11 protein-coding genes and 2 pseudogenes are annotated in these 17,012 nt (G+C 69.6%); 5 read left to right on the top strand and 8 right to left on the bottom strand.

The window, feature by feature from the left end:
* Together ACIOFR_RS39975 and ACIOFR_RS39970 are read right to left on the bottom strand one after the other, a co-directional pair.
* Window positions 1–900 (bottom strand): annotated as a pseudogene (locus ACIOFR_RS39975) (hypothetical protein); the annotation flags it as partial.
* A gap of 376 nt (window positions 901–1,276) precedes the next feature.
* Window positions 1,277–1,441 (bottom strand): annotated as a pseudogene (locus ACIOFR_RS39970) (IS110 family transposase); the annotation flags it as partial.
* Window positions 1,442–1,766: 325 nt separating this feature from the next.
* Between ACIOFR_RS39970 and ACIOFR_RS39965 the strand changes: the two are divergent.
* On the top strand, window positions 1,767–2,900 hold the full coding sequence (locus ACIOFR_RS39965) for an RICIN domain-containing protein (protein WP_401005408.1): 1,134 nt from the start codon (window positions 1,767–1,769) through the stop codon (window positions 2,898–2,900).
* A gap of 701 nt (window positions 2,901–3,601) precedes the next feature.
* Here the strand turns inward: ACIOFR_RS39965 and ACIOFR_RS39960 are convergent.
* The 5 genes from ACIOFR_RS39960 to secD form a co-directional block, all read right to left on the bottom strand.
* A complete protein-coding gene (locus tag ACIOFR_RS39960; protein WP_401005406.1) occupies window positions 3,602–4,195 on the bottom strand; it encodes a hypothetical protein in 594 nt (197 codons plus the stop codon).
* A 440-nt stretch (window positions 4,196–4,635) separates the two neighbouring features.
* Window positions 4,636–5,265, bottom strand: coding sequence for a vitamin K epoxide reductase family protein (locus tag ACIOFR_RS39955; protein ID WP_401005404.1), 630 nt, complete (start codon window positions 5,263–5,265; stop codon window positions 4,636–4,638).
* Window positions 5,262–6,059 carry a DsbA family protein gene (locus ACIOFR_RS39950; RefSeq protein WP_401005402.1) on the bottom strand — a complete coding sequence of 266 codons (798 nt, stop codon included), beginning with the start codon at window positions 6,057–6,059 and terminating at the stop codon, window positions 5,262–5,264. The genes ACIOFR_RS39955 and ACIOFR_RS39950 overlap by 4 nt, the downstream gene beginning before the upstream one ends.
* Window positions 6,056–7,054 (bottom strand): protein translocase subunit SecF, encoded by a 999-nt coding sequence (gene secF / locus ACIOFR_RS39945; protein ID WP_401005401.1) that lies wholly within the window; start codon window positions 7,052–7,054, stop codon window positions 6,056–6,058. The genes ACIOFR_RS39950 and secF overlap by 4 nt, the downstream gene beginning before the upstream one ends.
* On the bottom strand, window positions 7,051–8,670 hold the full coding sequence (gene secD, locus ACIOFR_RS39940; RefSeq protein ID WP_401005416.1) for a protein translocase subunit SecD: 1,620 nt from the start codon (window positions 8,668–8,670) through the stop codon (window positions 7,051–7,053). Before secD ends, secF begins: the two co-directional genes overlap by 4 nt.
* Before the next feature lie 1,419 nt (window positions 8,671–10,089).
* Here secD and ACIOFR_RS39935 point away from each other — a divergent pair.
* Both ACIOFR_RS39935 and ACIOFR_RS39930 read left to right on the top strand, forming a co-directional pair.
* The gene (locus ACIOFR_RS39935; RefSeq protein ID WP_401005399.1) at window positions 10,090–13,074 is read left to right on the top strand and encodes an RICIN domain-containing protein; all 2,985 of its coding nucleotides are present in this window, start codon (window positions 10,090–10,092) and stop codon (window positions 13,072–13,074) included.
* 204 nt (window positions 13,075–13,278) lie between these two features.
* On the top strand, window positions 13,279–13,476 hold the full coding sequence (locus ACIOFR_RS39930; RefSeq protein WP_401005397.1) for an STAS domain-containing protein: 198 nt from the start codon (window positions 13,279–13,281) through the stop codon (window positions 13,474–13,476).
* Between the two features lie 276 nt (window positions 13,477–13,752).
* On the opposite strand, the gene ACIOFR_RS39925 is transcribed toward ACIOFR_RS39930, so the two are convergent.
* Window positions 13,753–15,867: an ATP-binding protein gene (locus ACIOFR_RS39925; RefSeq protein WP_401005396.1), complete on the bottom strand. Its 2,115-nt coding sequence runs from the start codon at window positions 15,865–15,867 to the stop codon at window positions 13,753–13,755.
* A 623-nt stretch (window positions 15,868–16,490) separates the two neighbouring features.
* Between ACIOFR_RS39925 and ACIOFR_RS39920 the strand changes: the two genes are divergently transcribed.
* Both ACIOFR_RS39920 and ACIOFR_RS39915 read left to right on the top strand, forming a co-directional pair.
* The gene (locus ACIOFR_RS39920; RefSeq protein WP_401005395.1) at window positions 16,491–16,646 is read left to right on the top strand and encodes a helix-turn-helix domain-containing protein; all 156 of its coding nucleotides are present in this window, start codon (window positions 16,491–16,493) and stop codon (window positions 16,644–16,646) included.
* Window position 16,647: 1 nt separating this feature from the next.
* Window positions 16,648–16,935 (top strand): hypothetical protein, encoded by a 288-nt coding sequence (locus ACIOFR_RS39915; protein WP_401005393.1) that lies wholly within the window; start codon window positions 16,648–16,650, stop codon window positions 16,933–16,935.
* Window positions 16,936–17,012: the final 77 nt, after the last annotated feature.

The following is a 17,012-nucleotide window of genomic DNA, read 5'->3' as shown; positions in this document are numbered from 1 at the left end:
CGCCCCCCCCAGGCCGGTGCCGTGGCCGCGGCGCGTCACCCGGTGCGCGGTGGGCTCCTGACCGCTCTCGCGCAGAGCTCGCCGGCACTGGTCGGCGTCGGCGGTGGCGCCCAGGCGCGTGAACGTCCAGGGCCTGCGTGAGGCGGCGGGCGGCCCGGGCCGGGTCGACGGACTGGAGGAGGCGGCCGGTCTGCTCGGTGATGCGGCGGCGCGGTGGACGCGTCCGATGGCCGCGAACTCGCCCCGCGCCCGCTCCAGGTCCTCGACCGCCTCGGCGGGCCGGGCATCGGCGGCGAGCAGACCGCGGGCCCACCGGACCTCGGCCGGGGCGGCCGGCGCCTCGAAGCCTTCGATGCCCTGCTCGGCCTGCGCGACGAGGTCCTCCGCCTCGCCGTGCAGGCCGCAGGCGAGGGCGGCCTGCACGGCGGTGGGGACGAGGTCGGTCGACCACACCCACATGCCCTTGTGCCGGACGGCGTCCAGGCCCGGCTGCACGGTGGCCCAGGCGGCGCTCGGGTTGCCTTCCGCGAGGTCGATCCGGGCGAGCGCCGCCGTGCACACGAGGGAGCATTCCTGCACGTTCAGGTACTCCAAGGGTCGGCCGATCCGCTGCCGGGCGCGGGACCACTGCCCGTGCGCCACGTCCAGCAGGGCGCGCAGCATCTGCGGCTCGACCTGGAGTGGGCTGTCCTCGGGAGCCTCGGAAACATACGAGTCGATCCGCTCGTCCAGGCCGGCCCAGCGGCCCTGCACGAAGTCCAGCTCCAGCCGGATCACGTCGCAGGACGCCTGCAGCCACCGGCACTTGGCGTGACGGGCCAGCACCTCGGTCTCCTCCAGGAGCTCGCCGGCCTCCTCGTCGCAGCCCCGCCACAAGGCGGACTCCGCGGCATTGTTCAACGCACGCGCGGTCTGCCGCAGGATGTCCGGATCCGGGTCCTGACGCGGCAGCTGCGCCAGCAGGTCGCGGGCCAGCGGGTCCCCCTGGACGCGAGCAGTGCGATCCGGCTGGCCGCGACCGTCGCCCGTGCCACGGGATCGTCGCGGCGGCGACGGTGCCAACGGCCCGCTCCATCCCTGATCTTGCAGGGTATCCCCGGCTTTGGCCGGGGATACCCTGCAAGATCAGGGATGGTCTTCACCGCTTCGTGCCGAGGGCGGGGACAGGGGGCCGAGGACAGATGGTCGCTGCCAGACGTCGCGCTGCCCGGCGGGCCCGCGGCTCTGGGCCGTAGCCGTCTCGTGGCGGGCGGTGGGCCGCGCGCCGTCTCCGCGACGCCGGAGTCTTCCCGTCGCCGTAGTGGGAGCCGGAGGCGTGGTGGACGGTCCTGCCGGGGATGCAGAGCAGCCTCTGGCCGTGGCCGACCAGGAGCCAGATCACAAGCGCCGCCCCGCCGGCGTTCAGGTCGACCGCCCACGTCACCTGGTCTCCGTCGGCCAAGACATCGCCGACGAGCCCATACCCCGGTCTACTGCACACGGGGCCGCGGAACCGCGCCATGGCAGGGTCCACCGGTACGTGCGTTCCTCAAATCACGTGGTGGAACACGTAATTGCGCGCATGTGGGCGGATCCGGCCGGGTGGATGCTTTTCCCGTCCACTCGGCCGGGAGGCAGACAACCGAGCGGAACCAGGCGCCGATTGGACCGCCGTCCAGCGTCCTGAGCATCGCAACCCTGCTTCACATGCGTCCAAGCCACGGTCGCACCGGGAGCCGGCTCCGTGCGGCGGCATCGGGAGCCCCAAGAGGAAATGGAACCGAACCATGACCCTCACCATGGGCCCAAGCCGGGGTAGCACCCGCCTGGCCCGGATGATCACCCTGATGCTGGTGGTCTGCTGCGCCGCCCTGGGAATCACCGTCTCCCCGCTCGCGACCGGCAAGGCCGAAGCCGCAAGCTGCGACTACATGGCCGCATCGCTGAACTGTGTGCTGATCTTCCCTCACTACTCGACGACGAAGGCCCTCACCTTCAGAGACGGAAGGTCCGACGACTGGACCGACTTCACCATCCGCAATACAACCAGCCCGCTCCCGTCGGCGATGGCGTGGAACCTGCAAACGTACCCGGACGGCACGTTTGCGCTGGTGAACATCGGGACGGGCAAGTGCGTCGACGTCAAGTCCTACTCATCCGACAACAGGTACCTCGTCGAGTGGCCCTGCAATGGAACTCCCAGCCAGAAGTGGTTCCTCCAGCCCCAAGTGGCCACCAACGACAACCACGGCTTCCTCATCCGGAACGTCAGCAACTCCAAGTGCATGGAAGCCGGGGGGACTTCCGAGAATTCCCTGGTCGAGCTCTGGGACTGCACCAGAAATGGCTACTACAACCGCCAGGCGTTCGGCTTCTACACTTTCGCGCAGCAGGACCTCGCGAACCAACTCGCCCTGACGTACGCAACCAAGAAGTGCCAGGCCGAGTCCTGGAGATGCTACTGGAACGAGCAGACGGAGAGCACTCCGGCCCACCTGCCCTCAAAGTGCGTCTCCGCCGTCTGGTACAACCCCTTCAGCGCCCCCTACCCCTACACCTACACCGTCGCCAACACGAAGGGCTGGCAGACCTCCTGGGGCTTTACCCTCACGACGGAGGTCGAGACCGGCCAACTGGCGGAGCTCATCGCCAAGGTCACGGTGAGCCTCGCCATACGGTTCGACCAGGTCTGGTCGGGCTCGGCCACCACGACCAACTCGGTCACGGTCCCGACCGTGCCCGGCGAGTACAACTGGATCGCACTGGACACTCTGGCGGAGACAGTAACGGGGACCTTCACCTTCGACGTCGGCGGGAGCCCCTGGAAGGCGTTCACGACCATGACCGTCCCCCTCAAGGACTCTCCCAGCGACACTTCCTACTACTCGCCGGCACACAGCGCGACTCGACCCGGCTGCTGACCTGAGCTCCCGCCGCCTGGCATGCGCAGCATCCAGGCGGCGGGACGCATGACTGACCGGTACCCCTGAACGCCGGCGGGCCGTCCCAGGCTCGGTTCCACAAAGCCGTTCCTGCGTCCCACCGCCTGACGTACTGCACGCCGGTGCGGCGATGCCCTGCGGCTTCGTATTCTGGTGCCGATGCGCGGGAGCGGCCTCAGTGCCTGTCGGGCACTCAGATAGGTTAGACGGCGGTCTCATTGAAGTAGCGGCGGGGCGGTGTGGGCGTCGACGGTGTGACGAATGGCGAACCGCAGATTTGGCCGTCCTCGGCGGTGGTCCACAGACCGATGCGGTGGTCGAGGACGGCCCACAGCCGGCCCCGGCGGCCTCCGGCAGCAGCCCCATGCCCACACCACCGCCCTTGTGCGTCGACCCGCCACGGCCGGAAAACGGACAGATCGAACCTATCCACGCTACCGCCCCGACTGCCGCCGCGTCACTGCGACCGGATGTCCATGGCCCGCCGACGCAGGTCGCCATGATCGGCTTGGCGCCCGGCATCTCGAGCGGGTTGGTACGGTCGCCCGGCACTGCTGCTACCCCGGCACTGCTGTTACCTCTGTGGCCGCCGGGCCCGCTGTCGGACGGGGAGAGCCGGGAGGGCCCGCTTTTGTGGAGTGGAGAGAGGGGCGGAGTCCGGAGGGATGTCGGGGCGGGCGTCACCAGGGCGGGCGGGGGAGTTCGATGACGCGGCAGCCGGATCCGGTGAGCAGCCGCAGGCGTTGCTCGGCGGTGTCGGGGTCCAGGTGCAGGACCCAGGGGCCGGGGACGAGGACGGTGGTGTGGCGGCCTGTGGTGAGGGCGCGAAGGAGGCGGTCGAACTCGGGACACTGCCCGCGGCGGCCGTTGTCGAGGTACAGCACGGGTGTGGGCAGCTTCAGGTACTGGGCGTAGTCCGCCAGGGCGTGCTGATGGGCCCTCATGCCCCAGGGGTCGAAGGGGTAGCAGCGCAGGTAGGCGGCAGTGCCCGCAGGGGCCGGGGGAGGGGCGGGCGACGGCTTCGGCATGGCTGCCGGCGTGGTGGGCGGTGCGGGGGAGACCGGGCGCGCGGCGGCGGGCCGCGGCGGCGGGGCCGGCGGGCAGGGGCCGCGGGAGCACGAGGTCTCGTGCGTGGGGCTGCGGGCGTCGACACCCAGGATCCGGTCGGCGGCGTGCCGACGCCGGGCCGTGCGGACGGTGCCAGCACGGCCGTTAGCCAGGGTGACGGTGGTGCCGGCCCGGATCTGCCGGGCGAGGTCTGTGCTGGGGAGCATGGTCTTCACCGCTTCGTGCCTAGGGCGGGGACAGGTGGTCGCGGGCAGGCGGTCGGCCGCCAGACGCCGCGCCGCCCGGTGGCTCCGGGCGTAGTTGTCTCGTGGCGGGCGGTGAGCCGTGCACCATCCCCGCGGTGCCTGTGCCAGCCCGGGCCCCCGCCGGCGCAGGTCCCGGCGGTGCCCGTGGCGGCGGGGCGCAGAGCCGAGGGAAAGAACCCCCAGGATTGTGTCCCTGTCCTTGCCGCGTTCGCAGGCACCAGGTGAGGCCTGGCGCCTGCCGGTGGTGACACTCACGAAGAAGCAGGGGCACCGGTTCGCCCAGAGCCCGCCGATCATGCCTGCGGGCGACCCGCAGAATCTCACGCCCTCTGGAGGGAGAACCCCGGCTTGGTGCTGCCCATCCGTAGCGGGGCACCGGTCAACGCCCGCCACGTGGTGGGTCAGATCAGCAGCCGCCAGTAGTACCAGAAGCGATCCAGGATCATCACGGCGATCACCGCGAACCACATCACGGGCACGACCCAGTGCCAGCGGGCCACCGCCCGGACGGCGCCGCGCGCCCGCCGCGGCACCGGGATCACCCCGGTGCTCAGGTTGTGCACGGTCGTGTACCAGAACAGCGGGATCACCACCGCCCACACCACCAGGCAGTACGGACACAGCGCACCGATCCGGTACAGGGTCTGCCCGATCAGCCAGTGCACGAACCCCACCCCGAACACCGTCCCGGCCTGCAGCCCCAGCCACAACCAACGCCGGTAGCGCGCCCCCGCGAGCAGCCCCGCCCCGAGAGCCGCGACCACGGCGAAGCCGACCAGGCCGAGCAGCGGGTTCGGGAACCCGAACACCTCGGCCTGAGCGCTGCGCATTACGGAGCCGCAGCTGATGACCGGGTTGATGTTGCATGTGGGGGTGTAGGTCGGGTCCTGCAGCAGGCGGATCTTGTCGAGGGTCAGGACCGCCGAGGAGGCCAGCCCGAGAGCGCCCGTGACGACCATCAGCCAGGCCAGTGGCCGTCCCGCACCGGCCGGCCTCGGTCGGCGTGCGTGGGACGCCGTGCGGGCGGTCATGCGACGGCCTGCTTCACGAGCTCGGCGAAGCGCTCCGGCGTGACGGCGCCACTGCTGCCGAACGCTTCCAGGGAGCGGCCGTCGAGCTTGACGGTCGGGGTGCCGGTGACGCCGCTGCGGTGGAAGGCGGTGGCGACCTTGGCTGCCCATGGGGCGTAGGTGCCCTCGCGCACGGCCTTAATGAAGGAGTCCGTGGTGAGGCCGGGCACCCGCGCGGCGAGCTCCAGCAGGTAGTTGACGTCCGCGAAGGTGTCCTTGTGCTCGTCGGGCTGGTTGGCGTAGAGGACGTCGTGGAACTGCTTGAACTTGTCGACGCCCTCGTTGAGCGCGGCCGCGGCCGCGGCCAGCGCGGTCCTGGAGCCGCTGCCGCCGAGGCGGTCGTCGAGGAACGTCGCCAGATGGTATTCGATCTTGTAGGTGCCGTTGTCGGCGGGCTCCTGCATGGCTTTGCCCGTCCTGGTCTCAAGTTGCGCGCAGAACGGGCAGCGCAGGTCCTCGTAGACCTCCAGGGTGTGCGGGGCGTCCGCCTTGCCGTAGGTGACCACGGTGCCGTCGGGGCCGCTCGCGTGGGCCGGGACCAGCAGCGGGCCGGGTGCGCCCGCGGCGGCGTGGCCGGCGCCGGTGCCGCCGAGGGCGATGACCGCGCCGCCGGCCAGGGCCGCTGCCGCCGCTGCCGCCGCGGCCGCGGCGAACACGGCGCGGCGGCGGATGCGGGCCGCGCGAGCGGCGCGGGTGCGCCGCTCGCGCATCCGCCGGGTCGCGGTCATGGGATTCTGCTCGCTGGTGTGGCTCATACGGAGGTCCTCGACGTGGTCGGCACGGGGTGCCGGGTGCGGGGCCGGCGGCGGGTGAGGGGGCCGGGGACGGGCCGGCGTTCCTTCAGCTGGGCAAGGATCGGGGTGGCTAGGAAGAGGGAGGAGTAGGCGCCGGCGGCGAGGCCGACGAACAGGGCAAGCGCGATGTCGGTGAGCGTGCCCGCGCCGAGCAGGCCGGCGCCGATGAACAGCAACGCGGCGACAGGCAACAGGGCGAGCACCGTGGTGTTGGCGGAGCGGATGAGCGTCGCGTTCAGGGCCCGGTTCGCGGCCCGGCCGTAGGCCGGGCCAGTGCGGCCCCTGGTGTGCTCGCGCACCGAGTCGAAGACGACGACGGTGTCGTACAGCGAGTAGCCGAGGATGGTGAGGAACCCGATCACGGTGCCGGGCGTGACCTCGAACCCGGTGACCGCGTACACCCCGACCGTGATCAGCAGGTCGTGCAGGAGCGCGGCCAGCGCGGCCAGTGCCATCCGCCACTCAAAGGCGACGGCGAGGTACCCGGTGACGAGGACCAGGAAGATCGCGAGGCCCAGGAGCGCCTTGTGGCTGACCTCCGCTCCCCAGCTGGGGCCGACGATCTGGGTGCTGACGTTCGGTCGAGGGATGTGCAGGGCGTCGGCGAGCGCGGAAGCGGTCCGCGTCCCGGCTCCGCCGCTGCCGGGGAGCTGGATGCGCAACTGCCCGCTGCCGGTCGCCTGGACGAGGGCGTCGTGGCCGGTGACCTGGTGGACGGCGTGGGCGGCATCGGCGACGCTCACGCCCGGGGCGGCGACGGTGTACTGGGCGCCGCCCTGGAACTCGATGCCCAGGTGCAGGCCCCGGGTGGTGAGCGCCACGGTGACGACGAGCACCAGGACGGCGGACAGGGTGTACCACAGGCGCCGGCGTCCGCAGATGTCGAAGACGCTCTCGCCGGCGGCGAGCCGGCGGCCGGTGGAGGTGAAGCGGCGCAGCCGCTCGGACACAGTCATCGGCCCTCCGAAAGGTGCTGGGCGTCCCCGGACCGGCGGGAATGGGTTGGTGCGGCGGCCGGCGCGGCGCCCGCGCCGGTGGCGGCGGCGGTCCGCGGCGCGACGGCCGGCCCCTGCCTGGAAGAGGCGCGGCGGGCACGGCGTAGGGGCGGGCGGATCTGCAGGCGCCGCGCGTCCAGACCGGACCAGCGGTGACCTGTGGCGAAGAACCGGAGCCGCGCCAGCAGCGCCAGCAGCGGCTTGGTGAACAGAGCAACCACCACAACGTCCAGCAGCGTGGTCAGGCCCAGCGTGAACGCGAACCCCTGCACCTTGCCGACCGACACCGTGAACAGCACCGCCGCCGCCAGGAACGACACGAAGTCCGACACCAGGATCGTGCGCCGCGCCTTCGGCCACGCCCGCTCCACCGCCGCCCGCAGCGACACGCCGTCACGCAACTGGTCACGGACCCGCTCGAAGTACACGACGAACGAGTCAGCGGTGATACCGATCGCCACGATCGCCCCGCACACCGCCGGCAGGTTCAACGCGAACCCGACACCCGCCCCCAGCAGACACATCAGCTGCCACGTCAGCACCGTGGACACCGCCAGACCCGCCACCGCCACCAACCCCAGCGCCCGGTAATACCCCACGCAGTACCCCACCACCAGCACCAGACCGATCCCACCCGCCACCAGCCCCGCCGCCAACTGCCCCGCACCCAGCTGCGCCGACACGGTCGTGACATCGCTCTGCGTGAAGTCCAACGGCAACGCACCGAACCGAAGCGAGTTCGCCAGCCCCTGCGCCTCCTGGCGGCCGAACGACCCGGTGATCTGCGCACGACCACCGGAGATCGCCTCGTGCACCGCCGGAGCGGACAGCACCTGGCCGTCCAGCACGATCGCGAACTGATTCCCCCCGGCCCCCAGACCGGCCAGAGCGCCGGTCGTCGTGGCGAACCTCGCCGCGCCGGTGTCGTTGAACTCCAGCGCGACCTGCCAGCCGCCGGTGCGGTCGGTGTCCAGCGAGGCGGAGGCGTCGGTGACGTCGGCGCCTTCAACTGCGACGGGGCCGAGCGCGTACTTCACCCACCCGCCGCCGCCGGTGTCCTGGGAGCAGGCGACGCCGGGGTGGGCCGGGTCGCTCTGGTGGTCGACGCGCTGCGTGGCTTCGGTGCAGTCCAGGGCCGCGAACGGCGCGGTGAGCTCCGCCGGAACTCCCGGTGTGTCGCCGCCAGCCTGGGCAGCGGCCTGGGCGAGGACGGGGCGGAAGGACAGTTTGGCGGTCTTGCCGATCTGATCGACGGCCTGCTGCTGGTCGCCGCCCGCGGGGATGTTCACGACGATGGTGCGCCCGCCCTGCACCTGGACCTCGGCCTCGGAGACGCCCAGGCCGTTCACGCGCTTCTGCAGGATCGACGCGGCGAGGCCCATGGAGTCCTCGGTGACCGCGCCAGGGTCCTTCGAGGTCGCGGTGAGGGTGACGCTGGTGCCGCCGGCCAGGTCGATGCCCAGTCTCGGTGCGGTGGCGCCGGTGGCGGCCATCAGCGCGGTGAACACCCCGACCAGGACCGCGACCAGGACCAGGGCCCCGGCCGGCCGGGGCCGGCGAGTTTGGCGATGGGACATCAAACGGGCCTTCCGAGTGGGACGGGCTGCCAGGCCGACGAAGGCCGGCCGCACGGAGCCAAGGACATGCGCCGCCAGAGGGAACGGATTCTCGGCCCACCGCGGATGCGCGGGCGCTGATCCAGGGCGCGCAGGTGCGGCGCCGAGCGTGATCAGGTATTGACGCCAGATCGACAAGGGGCGTGACCGCCTCGCGATGGGAGATGTGTAATCGCGTTGGGCGGTCCATGGCAACCCCCGAATCCTGAACCGCTCCGTGGCGACCCCCCCACCCACAGGGAGCAGCAACCCCTGCCACCACACGGCAACAACGCCGAAAGCGTCCGCTGCTCCTTCCCCGCCGCGGGCGCCGTCGTGCCGGAGGTCACAGCCCTGAGGGCGGACGGAACCTTCGGGTGTGGCAAGGTCGTCGTGCGCGAAGCCCTTTGAGCGCGATGCGGCCCACCGGGGGTGCGCCGACCGGGATCCGGCGGGAAGTGGAGGGTCCGGGGGAGCAAGGGCTTTTGCTCTGGTGGGCAAAAACACCGCCGTACCCTTGAATGGCGCCTTCGGGCCGGTCTCGCCCCCGCATCCGCGGGCTGGCCAGGGTGGGGCCCGGCTCCTTGGTCCATCCCCGCGTTCGCTGTCCCATGGCAGCCGCCTTCCGGGGCGGCTGCACACGCCGAAGAAGGAGCCCGCCGCGAGGCACCTTCCCGCACTCAGGACCAGGGACCGCTGCCCGGCGAGGTTCAGGTCGCCGCTGTGGGGTTGGGAGCGCGGGCGTCGGAGCGGGACGGGATGGCTTGTCGCATCGCCTCGGCGCCTGTGCGGCGCGGTGCCGCCTGGGCCGGAGACACACACGGGCCGGGGCCACAGCCGGCACGCAGTGCTCTGTTCTCGATGCGGGACACCGATGGGACCGAGAAGGACCCCCACAGCAGGGGCGGGCCGCTTTGTGAGCGGGACACTCCTCGGCAGGCCGTCTCATGCACCTCTCGTGCCAGGCGCTACTGTCCCTGACCGGGCATCAGGCGTCCACTAACCGTCGGTGGCAAGCCTCTTGACGGGTCGTCGGCCGCCCACGCAGCGGCCAGGCCCCACGGCCGAACACGGTGCGGGTGCAGGTAATTGTCCGCTGTGCCACCGGACCTGCCGGTGCCACAGTGTCTGCAACCGGAGGCGGCCAACTCGAACCGCCGGCGTGCTGTCCCCGGTCATCTCGCGGTCGTGCGCTGCTGCCCGCCACACCTGTTTCCCACACGGCGGCGACCGGAGTGGTGTTCGTCCACTGCATTAAGTCGCAGGGGCAAATCACTCGACTTGAGCCGGCTTTTTGTTCCGCGGGCTGATTCATAGACGAAGCCCGCCACCTGGAAAGGAACGGATCACCAACCAATGGTATTCAGAGGAAAGTTCGGCCGCGCCATGGCGGCGCTAGCGGTGGGGAGCATCATCGCGATCGTGCCGCCTGCCCTGCCGGGCGGGGATACGGCCTCGGCGGCTCGCTGTGAGAACCCTGGTTGCGCTTGGGGGGCAGAGCAGACCGAAAGGTGGCGAGCGCGAAACCCGAACACGGCACGGTTCCTGGATTTTTTGAACTGGCTGGCTTTTTTTGCCAGCCTTAGCCCTGCGGGGCCGGTGCCGGCGAGGACGTTCGGCAACGCGTTCGGCGCCGCGGGCATATCGCGGCCGTTCACCCCGACCACGACTTCGCAGGTGAGGGCACTGCCTGCGGTGGAGGCCGTTTCGACGCGGGCGTTGGGGGAGGTCAATGAAGCCGTCAACCTCCTGGACGAAGCCGCTGAGCACGCGGGCCTGACCGGGGAGGAAGTCCAGCCTGAGGTGGAGGCTGCTCAGACGGAGGCAGAAGCCCTGGCCAAGGACCTGCAAACGCTGTCCGACAGCACCGCTACGCAGTCGGTGTCCGACATCGCAGACCCGGTTGCCGAGGCCGACCTCGCCGCCAAGATCGAGTCGGCGGCCGACCACCTCCTTCAGGAAGCCATAGCCATCTCGGACGCCTCAGCCGAGGGCCCGGTGCCCACCTACGCGGAGATCGGATCGTTCGACGGTGACGCGACGGCCATGAGCGCCGCCAGCCGCGACACCTGGAACAGCAACTGGCGTGACGAGGTGATGACCGAGGTCAAGTCGGACGGCGGGCAGCTCGGCAAGAACAACAAGGCCATCAAGTTGCTGCTCGGCCCCACCGGGAAGATCGGCAGTGTCCCCGGGGCCGAGAGCGAGTACACGAGGCTGGTCGGTGAGTTCTCGGACTCCCTCGCATCCCCCACCAAGCCCGCAGCCGACGCCATGATGAAGTTCGACAACCTCCAGAAGGAGTTCTCGGCGCCCAACAAACAGGGCATGGAGATGACCTATCTGCCCAAGGGCAACCTCGACAACGTACGGGAGGCGATCGCGGCCAAGCGGATGTTCGAGGCCGGGATCGCCGACTTCAAGCCCGGCGAACAGGTCAGCGGACTGACGCCGGACTACATGGCCGTAGACAGGACCTTCGTCGGAGACGCCGTCCGCATGTCGGGGCAGAGAACCGCGGACGCCGTCAAGAACGGCATCAAGTCCAAGATCAGCGAAAAGGTGGCAGTCTACGCCCGGACCGGTCTGCCGGTCCGCGTGGTGATCGACGCATCCGACAACCCGGCCCTTGTCGACTCCAGCCTCTCCGACTTCCAGAACGTCGTCACGGCCGGCGTGCAGTCGGTGCCCGCGGCCACCTTGGCCAAGGTCAAGGACGTCGTCGTCCTTGGGCCGGGTGACATGCTCGTGCAGACCGATCCTTCTGGAAAGATCCTCAAGTCGGTGCAAGGCGTACGGGTGAAGCGTTCGATCGACCAGGTGAATCCGGTCATACCGAAGGCCTGGCTCGTCGATCACCACAGTGGCAAGTGCGTCGGAGCCGGCAGTGCGGGTGCGCTGGCGGCCTGGACTTTGCAGACATGCGACCCGGCAGCAGAGCGGCAGAAGATCACGCTCACCACGACGGGGCAGTTGCAGGCGTTCGACGGAGACGCGGCGATGTGCGCGGCGCCGAACGGTAGTGGCCCGGGCGCCGCGGTTTGGAGCCGCTCCTGTGCCCCGTCCTCGTCGCAGAGCGGGCTGACGTGGACGGTGGATGCGGCGGGACACGTCACGAACACGCTGACCGGTCTCGTGCTGGACGTGGAAGGCGACGGTACCGCCGACGGCACCAAGCTGGTGGCCTACACGTCCTGGAAAAGTGGCCGGGACTCGAATCAGAACTTCGACTTCATCACCCGGACCGCCGACAAGCCGATGCCGCTGGTAAACCCGAACACCGGGAAATGCCTGACCGCACCGGACGGCAACAACGTGGACGTGGTCATGCAGAACTGCGACGGGTCGGCCGGGCAGAACTTCAGCTACAACTCTGCGAACCAGCGTATCGAGGTCAACGGAACGCGCTGCCTGGGGCACCGTGCCTCCACCTCCCGCTGGGGTGGTTCCTGGTGGTATCCGATAGTGGTCAGAAATTGCGACCCGTACGGCAGCGACGAAAAATGGGGCTTCAATACCGACGGTACAATCAGCACCCGCAGCGTCATTATCAGCAAGACCGGGTGCCTGGACATCAGCGGCGACAGCGACCAGGACGGAGCGGGGCTCGAGTGGTATGACTGCCACGCCGGCTATCACAATCAGCGTTTCACCCAGTTCAGCCTCGCCTCCCTGGTGACCGCACCGAGGGGAGATGGCACCCAGTCCGGCGCTGAGGGGTCGGCTCCCCCGGCCCCCGCTCCTGTCCAGCCGCAGAAGCCGACCACCATCGGCAGTTTCAGCTCCGGCTTCGAGCCGAGCGACCCCTCACCGACCTGGCTCAATGCAGTCGACAACGAAGGAGGAGGCCGGAGAAACGTCCTTGCCTACTGCTGTGGCGCCGGCGGCCCCGAGGCGGGCGTGCGCAGCGACGAAACCTCCCACAACGGCACCGGCGCGCTCCTGTACGCCGGACTTGACGAGGGCGAAGGCGCGCACGCTTACATGAAGGTCTACGACCTCAGCAGCAGCCCGCTGGCCATCGGCACCACCTATGTTGAAAGGAAGACACTCAGCTACTGGATCTACCCTCAGAGCCACGACACTGCGGGCATGGTCGCTGACGGATCGAAGAACAGCGCCTGTACCGCCGTGGACCTGCTGTTCACCGACGGCAGCACCCTGCGCGACAGCTCGTCCTGGGACCAGAGGGCCCACCCGATCCACCCCCACAAGCAGTGCTCAGCGCTCACCCTAGACACCTGGAACCACGTAACGGTCAGCCTCGACGCCAGAAACGCGGGCAAGCAGATCAGCCGCATCCTGGTCGGCCACGAAGGCCTCGACCAGAGCAGCGCAGGCTCTGGTGCTTACCGCGGCTACATCGACGACATCACGATCAGCTGAGCCCCAACCACAGAGCCGCACTCACCGAGTGCGGCTCTGTGGTCTGACGCGCAGAGGCGGTGCGCCGATTGCTCTCCGCGACACCCCGACGGCCCGGTCGTCGAGGCCGCCAGCGAACTCGCCCTGGACGGCGCCCGATCCTCCGCGCCACGCCGTACCGCGCCCTCGCGACCAGCCCGCCACCCCCGATACTGGTGATCGACCTTGCAGGCGTCACCTTCTGCGACCCCACCGGCCTGGGCCCTGCTGCAAGCGCGGACCGAGGCCGAGCGCCAGGGCGTGACGCTCCACCTCGCCCACCCGACCCACCCCGTGGCCCGAGTCCTGGAGATCACCGGCGCCGACCAGGTGTTCCCCGTCGACCAAGAGGACCCCGCCGTGCCGCGCACCCGCGCCGGCTGACCCACCGACAGAACGCCGTCGCCGCCCCCGCAACCTCGCGGGATCAGCCGACGGGACCCGATGGAACAGCGCTTTCAATGAATCCCCACGCCCAAGATCCCCCTGGCCACAGACGTGGACTTCCGATGGCCACCAGCCTGGACACCCAACGACCCCCACCTGGGCATCTCCACGACCGCTGACAAAGGGGCACAGCAGCAAGCGGCACCCGCCTTCGAAGCCTGGGTACCACCGCTGTGAGCGGGTTGCCCTTGGTCGGCAGCTCTCCGGGAGCGGTCAAGGCTGCGGGGTGAGGTCTTGGATCCACGCGGCGATCTGAGTGCGGGATGCAAAGCCGAGCTTGGCCAAGATGCGCTGCACGTGCCCCTGCGCCGTACGAGGTGAGATGACCAGGTGCGCGGCGATCTGTTTATCGGTCAGCCCCTGCGAGAGGAGCCGGGCAACCGTGAGCTCCCGCGAGGTGAGCACCGAGGCGGCATCCTGGGCTTGACGGTCAGGGCGGGCCGGCGGCTCGCCCAGCGCGCGGGCGACGGCCTGCTCGGTTGTGAGCGCGGCTCCTGCCCGCAGGCGGGAGGCGAAGCGAGCATCGCCCAAGGCCTGCTTGAGCAAGGCCTCGCATGCGGTGCGATGGCTCAGCAACTGTCCGACCCCGGGCAGCATCGTGCCGACCTGGTGCCACACGCTCTCGGCCGCGCCGAGAAGCTCAGCGGCTTCCTCGCCATGCCCGTCGCCCGCTCGGGCCCAGGCAAGGACTTCCAGGCACTGGGCCACGGCAAGCCGGTTGTGGGCGGAACCTGCGGTACTCAGGCCCTCCCGGAGGTGGCCGACGGCTTGTCCAATGTCACCCGTCAGCCAGCAGTGGAGTCCGTAGAGCCACGACGCGAAGGCGCGGGACCACTGCGGGCCATGGGCCTCACACAGTGCCAGGCTCTCTTCACAGAGGGCGGCGGTGTGCTGGTCGCCGGTCAGGCAGCAGGCCAGACTGAGGAGGAACAGAGTCGCCCACATGTCACCGAGGTCCCCGTGAACCCGATACTGGCCGAGGGCGCTCTCGAGCAGCGGCACGGCGCTCGCGAAGTCGTCCTGAAACAGGGCTACCAGGCCATCGAACTGCTCGACGTGCGCCCTCACGCACATGTCGTCCAGGGCCGACGCCAGCATGCGGCACTCGTCCAGACGAGCACGCGCCGACGCGGTATCCCCGCGCAGGAGAGCCAGCCATCCATCGGCCGACAGTGCCTTGACCCTGGCCGGACTCGCCGTGCCGTCCGACGCCAGAGCCCGGGCAAGCCAGTGGCGTTCCTCCTCGAGGCCTCCCGCGCCGAGCCGGTGGCTCCACAGCGCCCCGGCCATCTCGAGCCCCGCGTGGGCCTCACCTGACTCAGTCACACAAAAGGCCAGTGCCGTACGGAGATTCGCACGCTCCTGGTGAAGGCGCGCGAACCACGCCGTCTGCCGGCAGGTGAACCACTCCGCTTCGGACCGCAAGACCAGGGTCAGGTAGTGGTCGCGATGGCGACGGCGCAGACCCTGCACTTCCGCTCGCCCCTGCAGCCGCTGGTGGCCGTACTGACGCAAGGTCTCCAGCATGCGAAAGCGCGCGTGCAAATGATCCCCTTCACGGACCAGGACTGACTTGTCCACCAGGCCCGCCACGACATCGAGTGCCTCCTCGGCAGCCAGGCCGTCACCGGTGCACACCCTCTCCACCGCCTCCAGGTCAAAGCTGCCGGTGAACGTGGACAGCCGGGCCCACAACAGACGCTCCCGCGGAGCGCACAACTCGAAGCTCCAGTCCAGTGTCGCGCGCATAGTCTGCTGGCGAGGCAGAGCTGCTCTGCATCCGCCCGCCAGCAGTTCGAACCGGTCGTCCAACCGCTCCAGGATCTGCTCGCATGTCAGTACCCGCAGCCGGGCAGCTGCCAGCTCGATGGCCAGCGGGATACCGTCAAGGCGTTGACAGATCAACGCAGCCACCCTGCCGTACCCCGCAGGTCCCGAGTCGCCCAGGGCGGCGGCAGCCCGGTCCGTGAACAGCTCCAGAGCCTCACTCTGCCCCGCTGCCTTGGCCAGCTCGGGACTGTCCGGATCCGGAGCCGACAACGGGGGCACCGTGAACAGGAGTTCACCCCCCACACCGAGAGCCTGTCGACTCGTAGTGACCACGCGCAGGCCGGGCGCTGCTGACAGCAGCGTGCGGACCAGGAGCGCGCAGGCCCGCAACAGGTGCTCGCAGTTGTCGAGCACCAGCAGTAGGTGCTTCCCGTGGAAATGGTCCACCAACGTTGACAGCGGCGGACGTCCCATGTCGTGGTTCGGCTCAAGCGAGGCCAGCACCGCGTGTTCGAGCAAGTCCTCACGTTCGACCGCCGCAAGGTCCACGAGCCACACCCCGTCAGGAAACGATCGCTGCACGTGCGCCCCCAGTCGCACAGCGAGCCGGCTCTTGCCCATACCACCCGGACCGGTCAGGGTCAACAGCCGGCCTCGGGCCAGCAGATGCCGCGCGCTGATCAGTTCATGACGCCGGCCGACGAAGCTGGTCGTATCCGCTGGGAGGTTCCCCAGCTCTCTGCGCTTCCGACCCACCCGGGCGCCCCAATCTCTGCACATACGTCAGCCCGACGACAGAAGCCTTCGACTGAGGGACCCTCGGATTGTGGACACAGGGGTTCATGCTGCAAGAGAGAGTCTAGCTTCTTCGTGTTACTGCTGTTCGAACTCCCTCGGGGGAGGTCGGGCCTGACCTGCCTTGACGGACACCCGAGATCAGCGGTCTCGGTCCCGGAAGGACGGACGATGCCCGCCACGGACAGCAGGAGAAGAGGAGGCCACGCCCTCGCCGCTCGTTCACCTGATCTCTCCCAGGATGCCCTCGGCTTCAGCCGGGGGAGATGGGGGTCCCCCGCCCGGAGGGTGGGGGAGGGTCCTTGGCTCGGAGCCGCGAAGCGGCGGAGTGAGCTTCGGAGGTTTGGACGTGAGCCGTTGTCGGTGCGGCCCGGTAGGTTGATCTCGTGCACCTTCGGTACTCCTACCGCATCTATCCGACGGCGGGTCAGCGCAGCGCGCTGGTCAGTACGTTCGGGTGTGCTCGGGTGGTGTACAACGACGCTCTTGCAGCGCGGAAGCAGGCCCGGAAGGACGGCCGGCCCCTATCCCAAGAGCACTGATTTGCAGAAGCAGGTCATCACGGCGGCGAAGAAGACCGCCGAGCGGGCGTGGCTGGCGTCGGTGGGCGTGGACCCGCTGATCCAGTCCCTTCGTGACCTGGACACCGCTTACCGGAACTTCTTCGACTCGGTGTCCGGCAAGCGGCAGGGGCGTCCGGCGGGGCTTCCCCGGTTCAAGTCGAAGCGGGACAACCGGCAGTCGCTGCGCTTCACCCGCAACGGGTTCCGTGTCCGCTCGAAGGGGAAGCTGAGCCTGGCGAAGATCGGTGACGTGAAGTTCCCCCACTGAGCTGGACAGCCTGATACTGGGACGGTTGAGTCCCGGAGGAAGCAGTCCAGGTAGTGAGTGGCAAGAGCAACATGAGC

Origin of the sequence: Kitasatospora sp. NPDC088346 (genome assembly GCF_044740765.1) — a bacterium.
Classification (GTDB): domain Bacteria; phylum Actinomycetota; class Actinomycetes; order Streptomycetales; family Streptomycetaceae; genus Kitasatospora.
Note: the sequence above shows the minus strand (reverse complement) of the source record. Positions and strands in the feature narration are given on the sequence as shown.

Excerpts from the sequence above, each read along its gene's own strand:
- ACIOFR_RS39960 (WP_401005406.1), bottom strand. The coding sequence starts at position 4,195 with ATGCTCCCCAGCACAGACCTCGCCCGGCAGATCCGGGCCGGCACCACC.
- secF (WP_401005401.1), bottom strand. The coding sequence starts at position 7,054 with ATGACTGTGTCCGAGCGGCTGCGCCGCTTCACCTCCACCGGCCGCCGG.
- ACIOFR_RS39950 (WP_401005402.1), bottom strand. The coding sequence starts at position 6,059 with ATGAGCCACACCAGCGAGCAGAATCCCATGACCGCGACCCGGCGGATG.
- ACIOFR_RS39955 (WP_401005404.1), bottom strand. The coding sequence starts at position 5,265 with ATGACCGCCCGCACGGCGTCCCACGCACGCCGACCGAGGCCGGCCGGT.
- ACIOFR_RS39965 (WP_401005408.1), top strand. The coding sequence starts at position 1,767 with ATGACCCTCACCATGGGCCCAAGCCGGGGTAGCACCCGCCTGGCCCGG.
- secD (WP_401005416.1), bottom strand. The coding sequence starts at position 8,670 with ATGTCCCATCGCCAAACTCGCCGGCCCCGGCCGGCCGGGGCCCTGGTC.